The 18,253-nt window shown below is 43.4% G+C and carries 15 protein-coding genes; 8 read left to right on the top strand and 7 right to left on the bottom strand.

Going from position 1 to position 18,253, the window contains the following annotated elements:
• Positions 1–284: 284 nt before the first annotated feature.
• Positions 285–1,397 (bottom strand): DegT/DnrJ/EryC1/StrS family aminotransferase, encoded by a 1,113-nt coding sequence (locus tag IM450_RS06780; RefSeq protein WP_287668922.1) that lies wholly within the window; start codon positions 1,395–1,397, stop codon positions 285–287.
• 126 nt (positions 1,398–1,523) lie between these two features.
• On the opposite strand from IM450_RS06780, the gene IM450_RS06775 reads away from it, so the two are divergent.
• Positions 1,524–2,300 carry an ABC transporter permease gene (locus tag IM450_RS06775; RefSeq protein ID WP_287668919.1) on the top strand — a complete coding sequence of 259 codons (777 nt, stop codon included), beginning with the start codon at positions 1,524–1,526 and terminating at the stop codon, positions 2,298–2,300.
• A 5-nt stretch (positions 2,301–2,305) separates the two neighbouring features.
• On the opposite strand, the gene IM450_RS06770 is transcribed toward IM450_RS06775, so the two are convergent.
• Positions 2,306–3,322 (bottom strand): type I glyceraldehyde-3-phosphate dehydrogenase, encoded by a 1,017-nt coding sequence (locus IM450_RS06770; RefSeq protein ID WP_194016480.1) that lies wholly within the window; start codon positions 3,320–3,322, stop codon positions 2,306–2,308.
• Positions 3,323–3,912: 590 nt separating this feature from the next.
• Positions 3,913–4,227 carry a DUF3155 domain-containing protein gene (locus tag IM450_RS06765; protein WP_004268081.1) on the bottom strand — a complete coding sequence of 105 codons (315 nt, stop codon included), beginning with the start codon at positions 4,225–4,227 and terminating at the stop codon, positions 3,913–3,915.
• Positions 4,228–4,615: 388 nt separating this feature from the next.
• On the opposite strand from IM450_RS06765, the gene IM450_RS06760 reads away from it, so the two are divergent.
• The 4 genes from IM450_RS06760 to IM450_RS06745 all read left to right on the top strand — a co-directional run bounded on the left by IM450_RS06760 (position 4,616) and on the right by IM450_RS06745 (position 9,313).
• Positions 4,616–5,872, top strand: coding sequence for a GAF domain-containing sensor histidine kinase (locus IM450_RS06760; protein ID WP_004268082.1), 1,257 nt, complete (start codon positions 4,616–4,618; stop codon positions 5,870–5,872).
• Between the two features lie 112 nt (positions 5,873–5,984).
• Entirely contained in the window at positions 5,985–6,359 is a 375-nt protein-coding gene (gene ebsA, locus IM450_RS06755) for a type IV pilus biogenesis protein EbsA (protein WP_287668915.1), read from the top strand.
• Between the two features lie 37 nt (positions 6,360–6,396).
• Positions 6,397–7,473: a phosphotransacetylase family protein gene (locus IM450_RS06750; RefSeq protein WP_004268084.1), complete on the top strand. Its 1,077-nt coding sequence runs from the start codon at positions 6,397–6,399 to the stop codon at positions 7,471–7,473.
• A gap of 40 nt (positions 7,474–7,513) precedes the next feature.
• On the top strand, positions 7,514–9,313 hold the full coding sequence (locus tag IM450_RS06745) for an ABC transporter ATP-binding protein (RefSeq protein WP_287668911.1): 1,800 nt from the start codon (positions 7,514–7,516) through the stop codon (positions 9,311–9,313).
• A gap of 24 nt (positions 9,314–9,337) precedes the next feature.
• Here the strand turns inward: IM450_RS06745 and aroQ are convergent, their stop codons facing one another.
• On the bottom strand, positions 9,338–9,793 hold the full coding sequence (aroQ, locus tag IM450_RS06740; RefSeq protein ID WP_159251592.1) for a type II 3-dehydroquinate dehydratase: 456 nt from the start codon (positions 9,791–9,793) through the stop codon (positions 9,338–9,340).
• 615 nt (positions 9,794–10,408) lie between these two features.
• Here aroQ and mutL point away from each other — a divergent pair.
• Complete coding sequence (gene mutL, locus IM450_RS06735; protein ID WP_287668908.1) at positions 10,409–12,061, top strand: DNA mismatch repair endonuclease MutL; 1,653 nt, start codon at positions 10,409–10,411, stop codon at positions 12,059–12,061.
• A 400-nt stretch (positions 12,062–12,461) separates the two neighbouring features.
• On the opposite strand, the gene IM450_RS06730 is transcribed toward mutL, so the two are convergent.
• Positions 12,462–12,932, bottom strand: a complete 471-nt coding sequence (locus IM450_RS06730) for a DUF4079 domain-containing protein (RefSeq protein ID WP_002735750.1) — start codon at positions 12,930–12,932, stop codon at positions 12,462–12,464.
• 286 nt (positions 12,933–13,218) lie between these two features.
• On the opposite strand from IM450_RS06730, the gene der reads away from it, so the two are divergent.
• Together der and IM450_RS06720 are read left to right on the top strand one after the other, a co-directional pair.
• Positions 13,219–14,577, top strand: coding sequence for a ribosome biogenesis GTPase Der (der, locus tag IM450_RS06725; RefSeq protein ID WP_004268090.1), 1,359 nt, complete (start codon positions 13,219–13,221; stop codon positions 14,575–14,577).
• A 3-nt stretch (positions 14,578–14,580) separates the two neighbouring features.
• Entirely contained in the window at positions 14,581–15,456 is an 876-nt protein-coding gene (locus tag IM450_RS06720) for an energy-coupling factor transporter transmembrane component T family protein (RefSeq protein ID WP_004268092.1), read from the top strand.
• A 527-nt stretch (positions 15,457–15,983) separates the two neighbouring features.
• Here the strand turns inward: IM450_RS06720 and IM450_RS06715 are convergent.
• Both IM450_RS06715 and IM450_RS06710 read right to left on the bottom strand, forming a co-directional pair.
• Positions 15,984–16,439 (bottom strand): peroxiredoxin, encoded by a 456-nt coding sequence (locus IM450_RS06715; RefSeq protein WP_287668904.1) that lies wholly within the window; start codon positions 16,437–16,439, stop codon positions 15,984–15,986.
• 49 nt (positions 16,440–16,488) lie between these two features.
• Positions 16,489–18,183, bottom strand: a complete 1,695-nt coding sequence (locus IM450_RS06710) for an ABC-F family ATP-binding cassette domain-containing protein (RefSeq protein WP_004268096.1) — start codon at positions 18,181–18,183, stop codon at positions 16,489–16,491.
• Positions 18,184–18,253: the final 70 nt, after the last annotated feature.

The following is an 18,253-nucleotide window of genomic DNA, read 5'->3' as shown; positions in this document are numbered from 1 at the left end:
TTTTGAGGGGGTCAATTACCTAATTTTCAGGGAAAAAGTAGCTGAATTTCCCCCTGATCACTCCCATATCTGGTACTTTTGGATTTCAAAAAAGGCTAAAAGTCTTATCCAGCAAGGTTTTTAGATTTATTCAGCAGACCTTAAGTAGGGTTGGCTGAATAAGTCTGTTGGTGGGGTTAGGAGTCAGTAGCCGGTCGTCAGGAGTCGGTCGTCAGGAGATTATTTTTGTTTATTCTTCCCACTTCCTAATTCATAATTCATAATTCATAATTCCCACTGATAACTCAGGAACTATGCAAACAATCTTTTAGCGCGTAGGCTACCTGTTGTTGTTCCTCAAAGCTTAAATCGGGGAACATAGGTAAAGATAACACTTTTTCACTGGCCAATTCAGCCACGGGTAAATCACCTTTTTTATAGCCTAAATACTGATAAACCGGCTGTAAATGTAGGGGAATCGGATAATACACCATCGATAGGACATCTTTTTCCTGCAAAGCCGCCCGCATTTGGTCACGATTTTCCGTTAGGATTGTGTACTGATTCCAAACGTGCTTACCCCCGGCTAAAGCGGCGGGTAAAGTGATATTAGGCAAAGGTTGCAGTAATTCCCGATAACGTTGGGCAATCTCGATCCGTTGATTATTCCAAAAATCGAGATATTTCAGCTTAATTTGCAAAATAACCGCTTGAATGGCATCTAAGCGGCTATTCACCCCAATTACCTCATGGAGATAACGCACCTTGCTGCCGTGTTCTTTAATCATGCGAATTTGTGCCGCTAACTCGGGGTTATTGGTGGTAATTGCGCCACCATCGCCACAACCGCCTAAATTTTTGGTGGGAAAGAAGCTAAAACAGCCAATATCGCCGATACTCCCCACTTTCTGCCCATGCCATTCTGCTCCCGTTGCCTGAGCGCAATCCTCAATCACCAATAAATTATGGGAACGAGCGAAATTTACCACCTCAGACATATTGACAGATTGCCCAAAAAGGTGTACGGGGATAATCGCTTTAGTCTGGGGAGTAAGCGCTTTTTCCAACAGTGCCACATCGAGGTTAAAAGTATTAATATCGATATCGACAAAAACTGGCACTGCTCCGACTAAATTAATCGCTTCGGCGGTGGCAATAAACGAAAAAGTAGAAGTGATTACTTCATCCCCCGCTTGAATACCGAGGGCGCGTAGTGCCAGATAAAGGGCATCGGTTCCCGAATTACAGGCGACACAATCGCTAACACCATGATAGAGGGCAAATTGTCGCTCTAATTCGCTCACAGCTTCACCGCCAATATAGCGCCCAGAACGGAGGATTTCTAAAACGGCATGGTTAGCTTCTTCGCTGATGACTTGGTATTGACGGGATAAATCGACGGGGGGAATTGTACTCACGCGCTTTCACTCAAATTAGAGACTAATCGGGATTTGTCGGCGAAAAGAAGGAATAATTAGTCAAAAATAATTATAAACTTGCTATTTATAGATGAAGTATCCTTTTAATTTGTTTCTTTTATTTTTATGGATGGATTAGTAGAACTAAATCTGGTGGATTTGGGTTGGGCTTTGGGGATGATGGGTATTTGTTTACTCCTCTCCCGTTGGTCAAATTTAGCCCTAGAGGGCCAATTATTATTAGCGACTGGTCGCTCGATCCTGCAATTATTAGTGGTAGGCTACGTTATCGCCGTTATTTTTTCCCTTGATAATCCTCTGGCAGTGCTGGGGATTTTGGCAGTAATGATGACTATCGCGACTATTGTTGCTAAAAATCGCATTGATAGCCGGGATAAAGCCCTATTACCGCTAGTTTTCGGCTCTTTATTAATTAGTAGCTGTCTAACTTTAGGTTATGCGATCGCTTTAATCATTCAACCAGAACAATGGTACTCACCCCAATACTTGATTCCCTTGACGGGGATGGTGTTAGGGCAAGCGATGAACAGTGCCTCTTTAGCCGGGGAAAGATTAAGCAGTGCCATTAAAAGTCACCGTTTAGAAATCGAAACCCATCTTTGTTTGGGGGCAACCCCTCAACAAGCGATCGCAGCTTATCAAAAAGAAGCGATTCGAGCTAGTTTAATCCCCACCCTCAATCAGATGATGGTAGTGGGTTTAGTCAGTTTACCCGGAATGTTCACCGGACAGGTATTGGCAGGAAGTGAACCTTTAAACGCCGCCTCCTACCAGATACTGATCCTGTTTATGATTGCCCTAGCTAACCTAATCACCGCACAATTGGTGACAGAGGGAATCTATCGGCGCTTTTTCAGTGAGAATTTATCACTGCTCAGTTAACTAATTTAGCTTTTCCACTTGCTGGCGACGACTTCAGCGAGATCAACCACCCGTTGGGAGTAACCCCATTCGTTATCGTACCAAGCGATAACTTTTACCATATCGCCACCCATCACCATGGTGAGACTAGCATCGATGATCGAGGAGGCATCAACACCGCGATAATCAGAGGAAACGAGAGGTAAATCATTATATTCGAGAATTCCTTTCAAAGAATTTTCCGAAGCTTCTTTGAGGACTTCGTTTACCTGTTCCGCGATCGTGCTTTTTTCCACTTGCGCCACTAAATCCACCACAGAAACGTTAGGAGTGGGTACCCGCAGAGCGATACCGTTAAGTTTCCCTTTCATGTCGGGGATAACTAAGGCTACAGCTTTAGCGGCGCCGGTGGAGGTGGGAACGATGTTAACGGCGGCGGCGCGAGCGCGACGCAGATCCCGGTGACTAGCATCCAGAATCCGTTGATCACCAGTGTAACTGTGGGTGGTGGTCATCGTCCCTTTGATGATGCCGAAGTTTTCGTGAATCACTTTGACGACAGGAGCAAGACAGTTGGTGGTACAACTGGCATTACTGATGACGTTGTATTTATCGTGTTCGTATTCGTGAGCGTTGACACCGACGACATAGGTTCCCACACCCGAACCTTTACCCGGTGCGGTAATGAGGACTTTTTTAGCTCCTGCGACAATATGCTTAGAAGCGCCCTCTTCATCGACGAAAACACCGGTAGCTTCGATCACTAAATCTACACCCCATTCTGCCCAGGGCAGATTGAGGGGATTGCGATCGGAATAACATTTAATAGTCTTACCGTTAACAATTAAAGAATTATCATCGGCATCGATATTAGCGTTAAGTTTGCCTAACATCGAGTCATATTTGAGCAGGTGAGCGTTACTACGGGGATCGGATGTATCATTGATCCCCACTACCTCCAAGCCACTATTAGTCCGTCCTAACCAACATCTTAGGAAATTACGTCCAATCCGTCCGAAACCATTGATCGCTACTCTAATCACTGCTGCTTGCCCTCTACGTTTTAGTGCAATACATAAAAAAATAATTAATGTTCCCAATCATACCTTAAAGGTTGAACTTTGCGATCCTGATCGGAAATAATTTATTACCTCACCAATCTTATCGGGTTTAAATGAGGAAATTTAATTGATTACAGCGATTTAAAGCCAAAATCAGCCTAAATAGGGTCTGCTGAAAAAGTTTTTCGTGGGGACAGGGTGTGGGGTGTGGGGTGTGGGGTGTGGGGTTTTACCGGTTTTGAGGTGGCCAATTACCTAATTTTTAGGGAAAAAGTCCAAGGATTTTCCCCCTGATCACTCCCATACCTGGGACTTTTTGATTGACAAAAAGTCTAAAAGTCTTACCCAACAAGGTTTTTAGATTTATTCAGCAAACCCTAAATAACCGCTAAAAAATTCTCATAACCCCATTCCCTCTTTAGCTGTCCGCCTTTTCGGTGATCAGATGTGAGTTTTCATTTTACTGATTACTGATCACTTAAAGGTTCCCGCTCCTCTTATCCTCAAAAAAAACTCGTTTACTTTTCTGTAAACGAGTTCACTTTCCATGATACGATTAATAGTCTTGTGAATTATTTGGCAACTGCTACCGGTGCTTTGACGGGCTGGGGCTGCAGGTCGCGTAAACTTGGGAAAAGGAAGTGGTTTTCCTCCACATATTGCGCTCCAAACAGTCCTTTTTCAGCCCAGAAATAGCGATCGGTTGTATGCTCGTTACGCTTAACAATCAATAAAGCTGGTGGGCTAATGCCTATAGCTTGAATATACTTACGCGCCGCAGTTACGGGTTTATCCTCGCCACTTTCAATACTATACTGGGGTACAAGTTCAAGTATCTTACGTCCTTCTTGACGACGGCGACTCTTACGTTTCCGTTTTCTGGCCAACCCAATTACCTCCTGTTTTGGCTAATCGTTGTAATGATAGTTACAAAAGCCGTAGCGATTATATCCCTTCTAGACCAAGAAATCAAGTGTCTCTCACAAAGCCAAGTACAGACAAGTTTGACCGGAAGCTAGACTGGGACTATGTTTAAGTTTTTCTGACAAAAACACTCCCCCAAATCCCGATACAAAACTTATTATTCTTAAACTTTTTTTAATATATACCGCGATCCACCTCTAAAATAGTGACCAAACCCTTGTCCTAATTGCTTTTTACTGGCTGCCCTCGATCCAAGAGAATCGCCCTTCTCTCCCGTGTAAACTGGGAAATAAAACTCGCAACCCTAGCTTTATCAAGGTTTTCTGATTTTTTACTTTTTACTTTCTTGGTATGCCCTTCTCCTTCCCCTCCCGGACTCCCCTGAGTAATGATTTTATTGCCCTCTGTCAGGCACAGATGGAACTTTTGCGGGAGCAAATGGAAGCGGACAGAAGTGCGGTTTATTTAACTGAACCTTTATCGAGTGATTTAATTCCAGTCGTTGTTTATCCGCCCTTTAATCCCCCTTCTCCCCAAACAAAGCGGCTTTCCTTACAACCAGGGCAACCGGCGGCCGACTTGTTAACTGCGGTTAAGTTAGAAGATTTATCCCACCTCTGGAGTAATCAGGAGACCGTCAGCGGTCATCGCTTGTTTTTACCCTTAATGTATGAAGAGGGCATGATCGGATTATTGGTGACAACCAGAGAAAAACGACCTTGGCAAAGTTGGGAATTAACCCAGATGGAAAAAATCACCCAAACCCTCGCTTTAGCCTGTGTACTCGATCGCCAATTGGGAGAAGAACGCTATTATCGACAATGGCAACGTCAGCGCCTCGATACCTTTCTCCATCAAATCCGCAATCCCCTCACCGCGTTAAAAACCTTTGGTAAACTTCTACTCAAAAGGCTGTTAGCCGAAGAAAGTAACGATCCCGCCATTACCGGTATATTGAGGGAAAGCGATCGAGTTCGGGACTTAATTGCCGAATTTGAGGGACAAATTCAGCAAGAAAGCGAAAATTACCCCACTGTCGATATTCCTCTCCTGCAAGCGCAATCTTCCCCCACTGCCTTTCTCTTGCCTGCTGGCAGCAGCCAACTAACTCCGATCGATATCCATGATATTCTCGATCCGCTGCTCCTTTCCGCCCAAGCGGTAGCCAAAGAGAGAAATCTCAGTTTAGAAAGGATTTACGGGGAAGACATACCACTTATTCGGGCTAATATCCCCGGTTTGCGGGAAGTATTCAGTAATTTAATTGATAATGCCCTCAAATATACTGCTGCTGGCGGAAAAGTTACCGTCGAGGTAAAAAATGTTAAGAATAGTGTAGAAATTGTTTTTAAAGACACGGGTTATGGTATAGCGAGGAGCGATCAAGAAAGAATTTTTCAACGTCACTACCGGGGAGTGCAAGCGGGGGGAGATATACCTGGTACAGGATTGGGGTTAGCGATCGCCAAAGAATTAATTACCAGCATGGGGGGGACGATTGAATTTATCAGTCCTAATCCCGAGGGAACAAGTTCCCTTTATCCTGGCACGGTTTTTCGGGTTAGTATGCCAGTTATACTCGATGATAACCTCAGCATAGAGGGATGATCTGGCCGTAAAATCTGCCGATCAGGACAATCGGTGGGAGTGGTCGGTTAAAATTTCTGAAAAATATCAGTATCAATGTTAACTTGGCCGTGAAGCAAAGAATTAACTAATTATGCCGACTATCGAACAATTAGAACCCGCTAATAAGGCTGATGTGTTAGTATATATGCCCTACTATGCCAAGGACAAACATAGTATCCTGCCCTATGCGATCGCTTTGTATCAGGGAGGATCTTTAGAAGGTCGTCGTCGCATAGAAAATAGCGAAGGGATTCCCTTTGTGGCCTCTTGGTACGTATCAAAATTGCCCTCGGAATTGACCCGTTGTCGTTTACAATTTGAAGGACAGGCCGACCTAAGCTATGAGATGACGATTATTAACGCTGAGTTGATCGAATATCTCATCGGTGCAATTAAAACCTTTAAGCAGCTAGGTTCGGCCGACTTTTCGCAGGGATTTTATCGGAAACTGCTGCAATTTGAATGATAAAAATCGAGATTGTACGGGTTAAAAGGAGCAAATCGTGGCGAAATCAGCCAAATCTATACTTATCTCTTCCCTAGAACCCCTCAGTGGTAAATCGGGAACTATCGTCGGTTTAGCGCATCTCTTGCGGCAAAAAGGACTAGAGATAAGTTATGGCAAACCAGTGGGCAATTGTCCGGGATACGTCGATGGGCAATTGGTCGATGAGGATGTAGAATTTATCCGGCAATTACTAGAATTATCCCCCAAACAGCTGCGTTTACCGGTGATCTACACCGATGTGGATTCCGTTGCTAAACGTCTACAAGGTACAGATAAACAGGACTACGGCAATATTCTTGCTGGCTATCTCGATCGAGTTAACAGTGATATTATCCTCCTCGAAGGGCCGGGGACTCTCTGGGAAGGCAGTATTTTTCAGTTATCGATGGGGGAGATGGCCAAAATTCTCCAGACTCCAATCCTATTGGTGGCCCGCTATAGTTCTCCCCTAATTGCCGAGAGTCTGCTGAAAGCAAGAGAGGAATTAAATAATCAGCTGCTGGGGGTAGTGATTAGCGATATCCCGGCCGATGATTGGGAGGAAGTACAATCTCTCCTGAAACCCTATCTGGCCCGCCAAGGTGTGGAAGTTTTAGGACTGTTACCCGCTAGTAAACTGCTGCGCAGTATTAGTGTTCGGGAAATTGTCCATCTTTTGGGGGCCAAAGTATTATGTCGGCCCGATCGTTTAGATTGGATGGTAGAAAGTTTAGCGATCGGGGCAATGAATGTCAACGCCGCTTTAGAATATTTTCGCAAGGGGGAAAATATGGCCGTGATCACGGGCGGCGATCGCACAGACCTACAGTTAGCTGCCCTAGAAACTTCTACCACCTGTTTGATCTTAACTGGTTCCATCTCTCCGGATCCCCTGATTCTGGGCCGGGCCGAGGATTTAGAAGTCCCGATTCTCTCGGTAAATTTAGATACTCTCACCACCGTGGAAATTGTCGATCAGGCCTTCGGCAAGATTCGCTTACAGGAACAGGTAAAAGTCGCTTGTATTCGAGAATTAATGGAGGAACATTTCCAGATCGATCGCCTGTTAGAAAAGTTAACAATAGGGGTGTAATTTCTCCCCGGCTGCCGAGAATTTCATTGGAAATCACTTCATGAGTCTATCATCACCCCCTGTGTCCCCTCCGGTCAAAGAAAATGACTGGAGCTTATTATTAAGATTACTTCCCTACGCAAAAAAGCAAAAAGCCCTGCTATTTTGCTCATTAATACTTCTTTTTCCCCTATCTCTCACGGGGGCGATCCAACCCTTAATTATCGGTCAAGCGGTCTCCCTTTTGCAAAAGGAACAAACTTGGGATTTTTTGGCTCAAATGCCCTTAACAGCAGCCATTAATACCTTAATTATTATCCTGTCAGCTTCGATTATTTTACGACTGATTTTAGGGACAACACAAGGTTATCTAGTGCAGAAAGTCGGTCAGTCCATTACTGCTAATGTCCGGGAAGATTTATTTAGTCATGTTACTTCCCTTTCCTCCAGTTTTTTTGATCGCTCTCCCGTGGGACGTTTAGTCACTCGTTTAACCAGCGATGTGGAAGCATTAGGAGAAGTTTTTGCTAGTGGGGCGATCGGAGTTGTCAGTGATTTGGTCAATATTTTAGTTATTATCATCACCATGTTTACCCTACAATGGCAATTAGCTCTATTGTTGGTGTTGATGTTATTTCCCGTCACTGTTTTAATTATCTTTTTTCAAAAACAATACCGCATCGCTAACTATCAAGTACGCGAGGAATTATCAAAACTTAATGCCCAATTACAGGAAAATGTAGTCGGAGTTAATATTGTTCAATTGTTTCGCCGCGAACGCTTTAACGCTGAAATGTTTCGCGCTACCAATACTCACTATCGTCGCTCCCTAGATAAAACAATTTTTTATGATTCGGCCGTCTCAGCTACGTTGGAATGGATCGGATTAATTGCCGTGGGAGGAGTATTATGGTTAGGCGGGATTTTTATTCTCCAGAAAACCATTGATTTTGGGGTTTTATCGGCTTTTATTTTATTCTCCCAACGTCTCTTTAATCCCCTGCGTCAGTTTGCCGAAAAATTTACCATGTTTCAATCGGGTTTTACTGCTATTGAACGCATTGGGGAATTAATTAGTATTCCCATTGAAATAACCGATTCTAACAATTATAAAGAGATTTCTTTTCCAGAAAAATGTCAAACTGGCGAGATTATTTTTGAAAATGTTTGGTTTGGTTATAAACCTGATGAATATATTATCAAAGGTCTCAATTTTACTATTCATCCGGGTGAAAAAGTCGCTTTAGTCGGTCCCACTGGTGCGGGAAAAAGTTCGATTATTCGTCTTCTCTGTCGTCTTTACGAACCAAGTAAGGGCAGAATTCTAGTGGATGGTATCGATATCCGTTATCTTCCCCAAGGGGAATTAAGACGTTATATTGGTGTCATTCTCCAAGAAACTTTTCTCTTTGCTGGGGATGTTACTCGCAATATTACTTTAGGAGAAAATTATGATTTTGAGCAGGTGAAGGCAGCGGCTAAATTAACTAATATCGATCACTTTATCGAGGAGTTACCCGATGGTTATCATACCCGTTTACGCGAACGGGGCGCAAATTTGTCGGGAGGACAAAAACAATTACTCGCTTTTGCGAGAGTCGCTATTCGTAACCCAGAAATTCTAGTTTTAGATGAAGCTACTGCTAGTTTAGACGTGGGGACAGAAGTATTAATTCAAGAAGCTTTAGAACAGATTTTAGTCGATCGTACTGCTATTATTATCGCCCATCGTCTCTCCACTATTCGCAATGTCGATCGAATTCTTGTGCTGAAACGCGGGGAATTAGTCGAATCGGGAACCCATGAAGATTTATTAACCAAAGACGGCCTCTACGCTAGTTTATCGAAAATTTGGGTTTAAAAGCCCGAAGTTCCAGCATTTGTCTTAAATTTTCCCATTCTTTTGCAAATAATCGACTAATGCCCATAATCCTAAGCGATAACTTTCGGCCCCAAAACCGCTAATCTGTCCGATGGCTATATCGGCAATGTAGGAATGATGACGAAAAGACTCGCGTTTGTAAATATTGCTTAAGTGTACTTCCACACAGGCAATTTTTGTGCCTAAGAGTGCGTCGCGGATGGCGATACTGGTATGAGTATAAGCTGCTGCATTAATCAAAATACCGTCATGCTGACCCCATGCTTGCTGAATCCAGTCCACTAATTGCCCTTCCTGATTGGACTGGTGCGCGGTTAAATTCACCCCTAAACGGGTAGCTTCTTCGCTTAAAAACTGGTTAATCGCTTCTAAATTGACGTTACCGTAGAGATTCGGCTCTCTTTTCCCCAATAGGTTTAAATTCGGCCCGTGTAAAACCAGAATGCTTAGTTTATTCACCACTGTCCTCCCTATGATCACCAGAATTAATCTTATCTCGATCAGGGATTATTGCCTATCAACAGCATTTTTGCCGCTACGGTAATCAGACTAAATCCAGTTATTAAAAACTGATTATTTATTCTCCGTTTTGCAGGAGTGCCTCTCCTGATATGTAGCCCATACTCCACGGATTTAGTATTGCTTCCGATTTTATCACTCAATCCAAGCTTTTGGGGGGTTCTACCCCCCAAACCCCCCGCGCATTAGTTTTTCGGTGGGATGCTTACACGCAGCTGCTGACGCATCTGTAATAATACTAAATTCGGTTATTAAAAACTGATTATTTATTCCCCCTTTTGCCTCTTGCCTTCTGCCTCTTGGCTCTCCTGATATGTAGCCTATGCTCAACGGATTTAGTATAATTTAAGAGTCACTCCCCTTGCAGGAGTGCATCTCCTGATATGTAGCCCATACTCATTGGACTTGCTCCAGGACTATCGCTATATTTGATCAGTGCAGCGGGATGGCAAGGAAGCAGCGATCGCCGATAAATTGGTAGGGAGGGGAGTCCTTAATCATGCACCCCCTGTGCGACAATATATCGAGTTTGCCCTTGGCTAAAACCATTAATTGATGACCTTGCCCATACAAGTTTTACCCCAAGACGTAATTGATTTAATTGCCGCAGGAGAGGTAATCGACTCTTTAGGCGCTGTGGTGCGAGAATTAGTCGAAAATGCCATTGATGCGGGGGCAGATAGGATTACCATCGATATATCTCCGCAAAACTGGCGAATACAAGTATCGGATAACGGTAGGGGAATGTCTAGAGAAGATTTGCAACTGTGTAGCTATGCCCACAGTACCAGCAAAATCCGCCAACGGGACGATCTTTGGCAGATTACCAGTCTCGGATTCCGTGGTGAAGCTTTGCACAGTATCGCACAGGTGGCGCGTCTGCGGGTTGCCAGTCGCCATGACGATGATTTAGGTTGTTATTGTCTTTACAATCACCAGGGCGAGCCGGATAATTTAGAAACGATTCCTATAGCTATCGGCACTATCGTCACGGTAGAGAATCTCTTTGGTAACTTTCCCGTGCGTCGTCAAGCTTTACCGTCAATTAACAAACAATTAAAGGATATACAGACTTTAATTCATAATTTTGCTCTCTGTCATCCCCAAATTACTTGGCAGGTTTTCCAAGATCATCAAGATTGGTTACGCATTAGTCCGGGTAAGGATGCCAGTCAAATATTACCCCAATTAGTTAAATCTCTGCATTTTAACGATTTAGCATCCCTAAAACTTGACTTAACGACTCCTGACGCAGAATTGGCTCAAATTGAATTAGTCATTGGTTTGCCCGATCGCATTTCTCGCCATCAACCGGATTGGGTTAGAATTGCTGTTAATGGGCGAATGGTGCGCTCATCGGAGTTAGAACAGTCAATATTTAAAGCTTTCGCTCGCACGGTCCCTAAAGATCGCTATCCCGTTTGTTTTCTCCATCTACATCTTAACCCTCGTTCGATCGATTGGAATCGTCACCCAGCCAAAGCGGAAATATACCTGCATAACCTCATTTTTTGGCAAGAACAGATAATTTCAGCCATAGACAAGGCGTTAGGACTAAATCCCGAACATATACCCGAAAAAGCGCAAAATCAGCGCGTCAGTCAAATTCTCAAGGCTGCCGAGGAAAAAAGCACTTATACAATAGGGGAGAAATCCAGGAAAAATCGGCTGGAATTAAAGGCATTAGCCCAAATTCACCAAACTTATATAGTTGCTGAACATCCTAACGGATTATGGTTAGTGGAACAACATATTGCCCATGAGCGGGTTTTGTACGAACGTTTAGAGGATAACTGGGAAATCGTGCCGTTAGATACTCCGATCATCTTAAATCAGTTAACTACTCGACAAGTCGAACAATTACAACGTTTAGGATTAGAAGTTGCTAGTTTTGGCGATCGTTCTTGGGCTATTCGTAGTATTCCTGTTCTACTAAAAGAGCGGCAGGATCGGGCTGATGCTTTACTAGAATTAAGTTTAGGGGGCGATTTACAAACCGCTCAGGTAGCCACCGCTTGCCGTAGTGCGATCCGCAACGGTACAGCTTTAAGTTTAGAAGAAATGCAGAATTTACTCGATGATTGGCAAAATACTCGTAATCCCCGCACCTGTCCCCACGGAAGACCGATTTACTTATCCTTAGAAGAAACCTCGCTCGCTCGCTTCTTCCGTCGTCATTGGGTAATCGGCAAAAGTCACGGCATTTAATCAGTTATCAGTGATCAGTTATCAGTTATAGTCATTTCAATTAAGATTGAGAATATCAATGCTAGAGTTAATAAGGGTTTAACTGGTCTAGAGTGTATCAGACTTATCTGAAATGACTATATCAGTGATCAGTTATCAGTTATCAGTGAACTGTTTACTGAAAATTGGCAGATATGGTTAGGGAGCATCTCATACTAAATCCGTTAAGTATAGGCTACATATCAGGACAGGCAAAAGGCAAAAGGCAATAGGCAATAGGAGCAATAGATAATCAGTTTTTAATAACCAGATTTAGTATCAGTTTTTAATAATTGGATTTAGTGTCAGTTTTTTGCTCCCCTCTCCCTTCTCTCATAGGGTTAGATGCGTCATCAGACGCATCCTCTCTGTTTAGGTTTTCTTACATTTTGCTGAGAATACGCTGGACTATATCCATTCCTGTGAAGGCTTGCCAGCCAAAAAGACCTAAAATGACGGCATTAAGGGTAATATGGGTGATTCTAGCCAATTCGTTGCCTTTTTGCATTAAAGGTACTAAAGCGGCACTGATTGAGATTAAACCCACCATCCCTAAACCGGCCAGCAGATGGGGCCCGACAAATAATTTACCGTTATTAATATAAGTCACCGCCATAGCCCCGATCGTCCCCAACACCATTAAAGCCAGGATTAGGGAGCCAATTTGATAGTGTTTAGTGCGAAAATTTTTGGGCAATAATTCTTTTTTTAGGTCTTTATCTGCTGTCCGCGTCCGTCGCCATTGTAGCCCCGAATAGAGGGCATAGATAGTTAATCCTAATAAAACCCACATGAGAATGGGATGGCCAAATTGTGACCAAGTTTTTACGGCACTGGGAATCTCGAAGTTCATAGTTGTCTGTTCTCATCAAAGATCGCTTCTTAATAAAAATTAACATGAATCGCTCGCGCTTCCTTGTTTTCTGGGTCACTAGACCTGTCATACTAAATCCCGTTTAAAAGGTGTAGGGTGTGGGGTGTGGGGAGAATAAATAAAAATAGTCTCCGGACGACCGACGACCGATCCCTATCTCCATTACTACTATCTTTAGGTACACCAACGTTTAAATCAACCAAGCTCGATCGCAAATCGCTATGATAGAATATTGGGTCTTTAATTTCCGTCCCCTTCTCCTCTTATGAAACTGCCTGTCGTCGCTATTATCGGTCGTCCCAATGTGGGCAAATCCACCCTCGTCAATCGTATCGCTGGAGATCAACAGGCGATCGTTTTTGATCAACCCGGGATTACCAGAGATCGCACCTATCAACCAGCTTTCTGGTGCGATCGAGATTTTCAAATTGTCGATACAGGAGGGCTAGTTTTTAACGATGACAGCGAATTTCTCCCTTTAATCCGCGAACAGGCTTTAATCGCCCTAGCAGAGGCAAGTGTGGCGATTTTTGTCGTCGATGGGCAAGGGGGAATTACCGCCGGCGATCGAGAAATTGCCGCTTGGTTACGACAGCAAAATGTGCCGATACTTTTGGCAGTTAATAAATGTGAATCGGTGGAACAGGGTATCCTGCAAGCGACGGAATTCTGGGAATTAGCCATCGGTGAACCCTTCCCCATCTCGGCCATTCACGGTTCTGGTACAGGTGAACTACTCGATGCGGTGATTAAATATTTGCCACCCGCGGCGGAAATTCCCGAAAATGAAGAGATTAAAGTGGCAATTATCGGTCGTCCTAACGTGGGTAAATCCAGTCTCCTCAATGCTTTAACCGGACAACAACGGGCGATCGTCAGTCCGATTTCGGGAACCACTAGAGACTCGATCGATACTTTAATTGAACGAGAAGGACAGGTGTATCGGTTAATTGACACCGCTGGCATTCGCCGTAAGAAGAATGTGGACTATGGAGCCGAATTTTTCAGTATTAACCGTGCTTTTAAGGCAATTCGCCGGTCTGACGTGGTGTTATTCGTCATCGATGTGCTAGATGGTGTCACCGAACAGGATTTAAAATTAGCGGGACGAATCATTGAAGAAGGGCGTGCGGTGGTGCTAGTGGTCAATAAATGGGATGCGGTGGAGAAAGACACCTACACCATCAATACTTATACCAAAATGCTCCAAGATCGGCTGTATTTTATGGATTGGGCAGAAATGATCTTTGTCAGCGCCATGACGGGGCAAAGAGTCACTAAAATCCTCGAATTAGTTGATATTGCCGCCGAATCTCACCGTCGTCGCGTCAGTACCTCGGTAATCAACGATGTGATCGAAGATGCGGTTAAATGGCACAATCCCCCCACCACCAGAGGCGGAAAACAGGGGAAACTATACTATGGCACGCAAGTATCGAGTCAACCCCCCACGATCGCCCTTTTTGTTAACGATCCCCAGCGCTTTAATGATAACTATCGCCGTTACATCGAAGGGCAATTCCGGCAACAGTTAGGCTTTAAAGGAACCCCGATCCGCTTAATCTGGCGCGGCAAACCGGCGCGAGAAGTGGAAAAAACGGTTAATAGAGCCACCAAGGTCTAATTTATGGATTTATTGCGAAGTTTGCCCATCGGTCTTTATCTCGATCAACCGATTACCCGACTACATCAACTGGATGCGCGGGTAAAATTTATCTGGTTAATGGCTTTTTTAGCAGCACCTTTATTAGCTAATCCTTGGTGGCGTTTAGCTTTGGTGGGATTGTTAATGTTGTTAACCCTGTTGGCCCCTATTCCTCCCCGCGTCTGGCGGCAACAGATGGGCTGGCTGATATTTTTGGCGATTATTGTCTTTCTGATTACTGCTATCACTCCCGATGGTTTAGGGGTGAGTATTCAGCCGCGTTTGCCGGAGGAAGGGCTGAATTTACCGCCAGCAAGTGATTATCAGTATGTTTTATGGGATAGAGGTCGTTTATTTGTTACCCGACGTTCTTTGGAATTAGCAGTGAGAATTAGTACCTTAGTTTTTACTTTAATTTATAGCACTAATCTCTTTTTGTTGACGACGGCACCGGAAGAAATTACCGAAGGTTTAGAGAATTTAATGAGTCCTTTACGGCGATTTAATGTGCCAGTGACAGAAATTTCTCTGACTCTTACCCTATCTTTGCGCTTTATTCCCCTGGTTTTAGAAGAAGTGCAAAATCTAGCTAGGTCAGTGCGAACTAGGGCGATCGATTGGCAAAAATTAGGGATTAAAAGAAGTTTAAACGTCTGGTTAACAGTAGTGGAAAAATTACTAGATAATTTGCTTTTACGCGCCGAACAAATAGCGATCGCTATGGAGGTTCGCGGTTTTACCAGTCCCAATCAGCATCAAGTGCGCTGGCACCAATTACAGTTAAGATGGGCTGATTTTATTGCTTTATTTTTGTTAATTCCCTTTTGGGCAGTCCGATTAGTTTGGGGTGGTTTATAGCAGTGATCAGTTATCAGTTATCAGTTATCAGTTATCAGTTATCAGTTATCAGTTATCACTTCACTGATTACTCTTTACTGTTTACTAAAAAAACTCGCCACTCGCCAATTTCCTACTACAGATAGATATGTAAATATCTCAAAAGTATTACCTATAAAAGCAAGTTACGGCCTTTCTCATAAAGATGAAGTATGACGGTATTTAGCATCATCTCCAGAGGACTAGCTACTTTTCCGACGTTCCGCAGTGGCGACGTTACCCAAAAGGAGACTTCGTACCTCATCATTGAGATAACTACTTTACGAGCGATCACCAATCTTTCCCAGTGATTGGGAGAAGACTTAAAAGGAAATCTCACCGAAGAGATGAGTTTTCACCCATAAACGATCAGTCGAAACTAGGGGAAAAGCGCCAATTCAGACTTGAATTGGCGTGTTTTTAAGTCAGAATCAGCACAATTACTCGATAGATGTTTTAATTTCTTCCCAAGTAATTATCTGATCGGGATTTCTTTCATAATCATCAACTTAAAAAGATTTAATCGTGTTTAAAGATTCGGTAACGTGAGCTTTAAAATCTAACATAGAATCAAAAATATGTCTGACGATTCCCGCTTTATCAATGATATAGGTAACTCGTCCGGGGAGGACGAATAAGGTAGAGGGAACACCGAATAATTTCCGCACTCGGTTATCGCTATCACTTAAAAGAGTGAAGGGAAGATTATATTTTTGGGCAAATTGTTGATGAGATTGGGGACTATCGGCACTAATACCAATAACTTCCGCACCTGCATCGGTAAACACTTCATAACTATCGCGGAAAGCGCAGGATTCTGCGGTACAACCCGGAGTATCATCTTTGGGATAGAAATAAATTACTAGGGATTTTTTACCGATTAAATCGCCGATATTAACCGTTGCCCCTGTTTGGGAAGGGAGAGAAAAATTGGGAACTTGATCGCCTACTTTTATAGCTGCCATAAGATTAATTAATCGATAGATAATTGTGGATAGGTTGATACTTTACATTCTAACCTTTTTTGGCCTTTTGTTTAGAGCGTTTAGCGGCAGCTTTGGCCGCTTTTTCCGCTTCAATGCGTTTTTGTTCGGCTTTTTGTTTTTCTTCGTCTAGTTTTTCTAGATAATAGTGATAATCTCCAGCATAGGCAATTAATTCGCCGTCCCGAATCTCGACAATTTTGTTAGCTACCTGGGAGATAAAATAACGATCATGGGAAACAATTAAAACCGTGCCTTCATAAACTTTTAAAGCCGATTCTAACATTTCCTTGGCGGGAATATCGAGGTGATTAGTGGGTTCATCGAGAATCAATAAGTTAGCGGGAGCAAGTAACATCTTGGCTAAAGCAAGACGCGCTTTTTCGCCACCACTCAAAGATTCTACTCTTTTTAATACCGTTTCCCCACTGAATAAAAATCGCCCTAAAAGACTGCGAACTTCCACATCTTTCCAATCGGGAACTTCATCATGAATCGTATTTAAAACGGTTTTAGTTAGGTCTAAAGCTTCCGCTTGGTTCTGCTCAAAATAACTAGGAATAACGTTATGTTTACCGATTTCGATCGAGCCTTCTGTGGGGGGTTCTAACCCAACAATTAAACGTAAAAGCGTCGATTTTCCTGCACCATTTGGGCCTAAAAAAGCGACTCTATCGCCCCTTTCTATTTCCAGATTTGCTCCCAAAAAGAGAATTTTATCATCGTAAATGTGAACAAGATTTTTGATAGTTACCACTTCTCGACCACTACGCACTGCTGGAGGAAACTGGAATTTTAAGGTACGCACATCGGCGATTGGTGCTTCAATTTTTTCCACCTTTTCTAATTGTTTTTCCCGGCTTTTTGCTTGGGTGCTACGGGTGGCACTGGCCCGGAATCTATCCACGAAAGCTTGCTGTTTTTCTAGTTCTTTTTGCTGACGTTCGTAGGCACTTAACTGAGCGGATTGTTGTTCGTATTTTTGCTGTAGGTAGGCAGAATAATTACCTAAATAAGTGGTAGAAACTCCCCTTTCAGTTTCGACAATTTTGGTACAGAGGCGATCGAGAAATTCCCGGTCGTGGGAAACTATGACCATGGGAGTAGTTAAATCCTTGAGGAATTTTTCTAACCATTCAATGGTTTCTAAGTCTAAATGGTTAGTGGGTTCATCGAGGAGTAAAATATCGGGAGTTTGTAGGAGAATTTTGCCTAAACTCATCCGCATTTGCCAACCACCACTAAAGGAACTTACCAAGCGATCGCCGTCATCAATAGTAAAGCCCATTTCTGGTAAAATTTTCTCGATGCGTGCTTCTAATCCATAACCATCTAACCCTTCAAATTGTCTTTGTAAGCGATCCAATTGATGAATTAAGCGATCTAATTCTTCGGGATCGGCTTTTTCCATGTGCTGGGGAATTTCTATTAGTTGATGGTGGACTTGATTCGCTTCTTGAAACACCGTCCAAAATTCCTCGCGTACCGTCCGACGGGGATCCACTTCAAATTCTTGGGTAAGATAGCCGATATGGAGACTGGTAGGACGGATGATCTCTCCGGCGGTGGGTTCCACTTCCCCCATAATAATCTTTAGTTGGGTGGATTTTCCGGCCCCATTGACTCCCACCAACCCGATGCGATCGCCAGTTTTTACTTCCCAAGTGACATCTTTTAACACTTCTCCCGTCGGGTAAATCTTACTAATTCTCTCTAGTCGTAGCATCGTTGATTTTTCTCCAGTCTTAGGCCGGTGAGGCAGTCCGCCTTTATTGTAACATTTAGTTAAGCTTTAT

Origin of the sequence: Microcystis sp. M083S1 (assembly GCF_020246405.1) — a bacterium.
In the GTDB taxonomy this organism is placed as follows: Bacteria; Cyanobacteriota; Cyanobacteriia; order Cyanobacteriales; family Microcystaceae; genus Microcystis; species Microcystis aeruginosa_C.
Note: the sequence above shows the minus strand (reverse complement) of the source record. Positions and strands in the feature narration are given on the sequence as shown.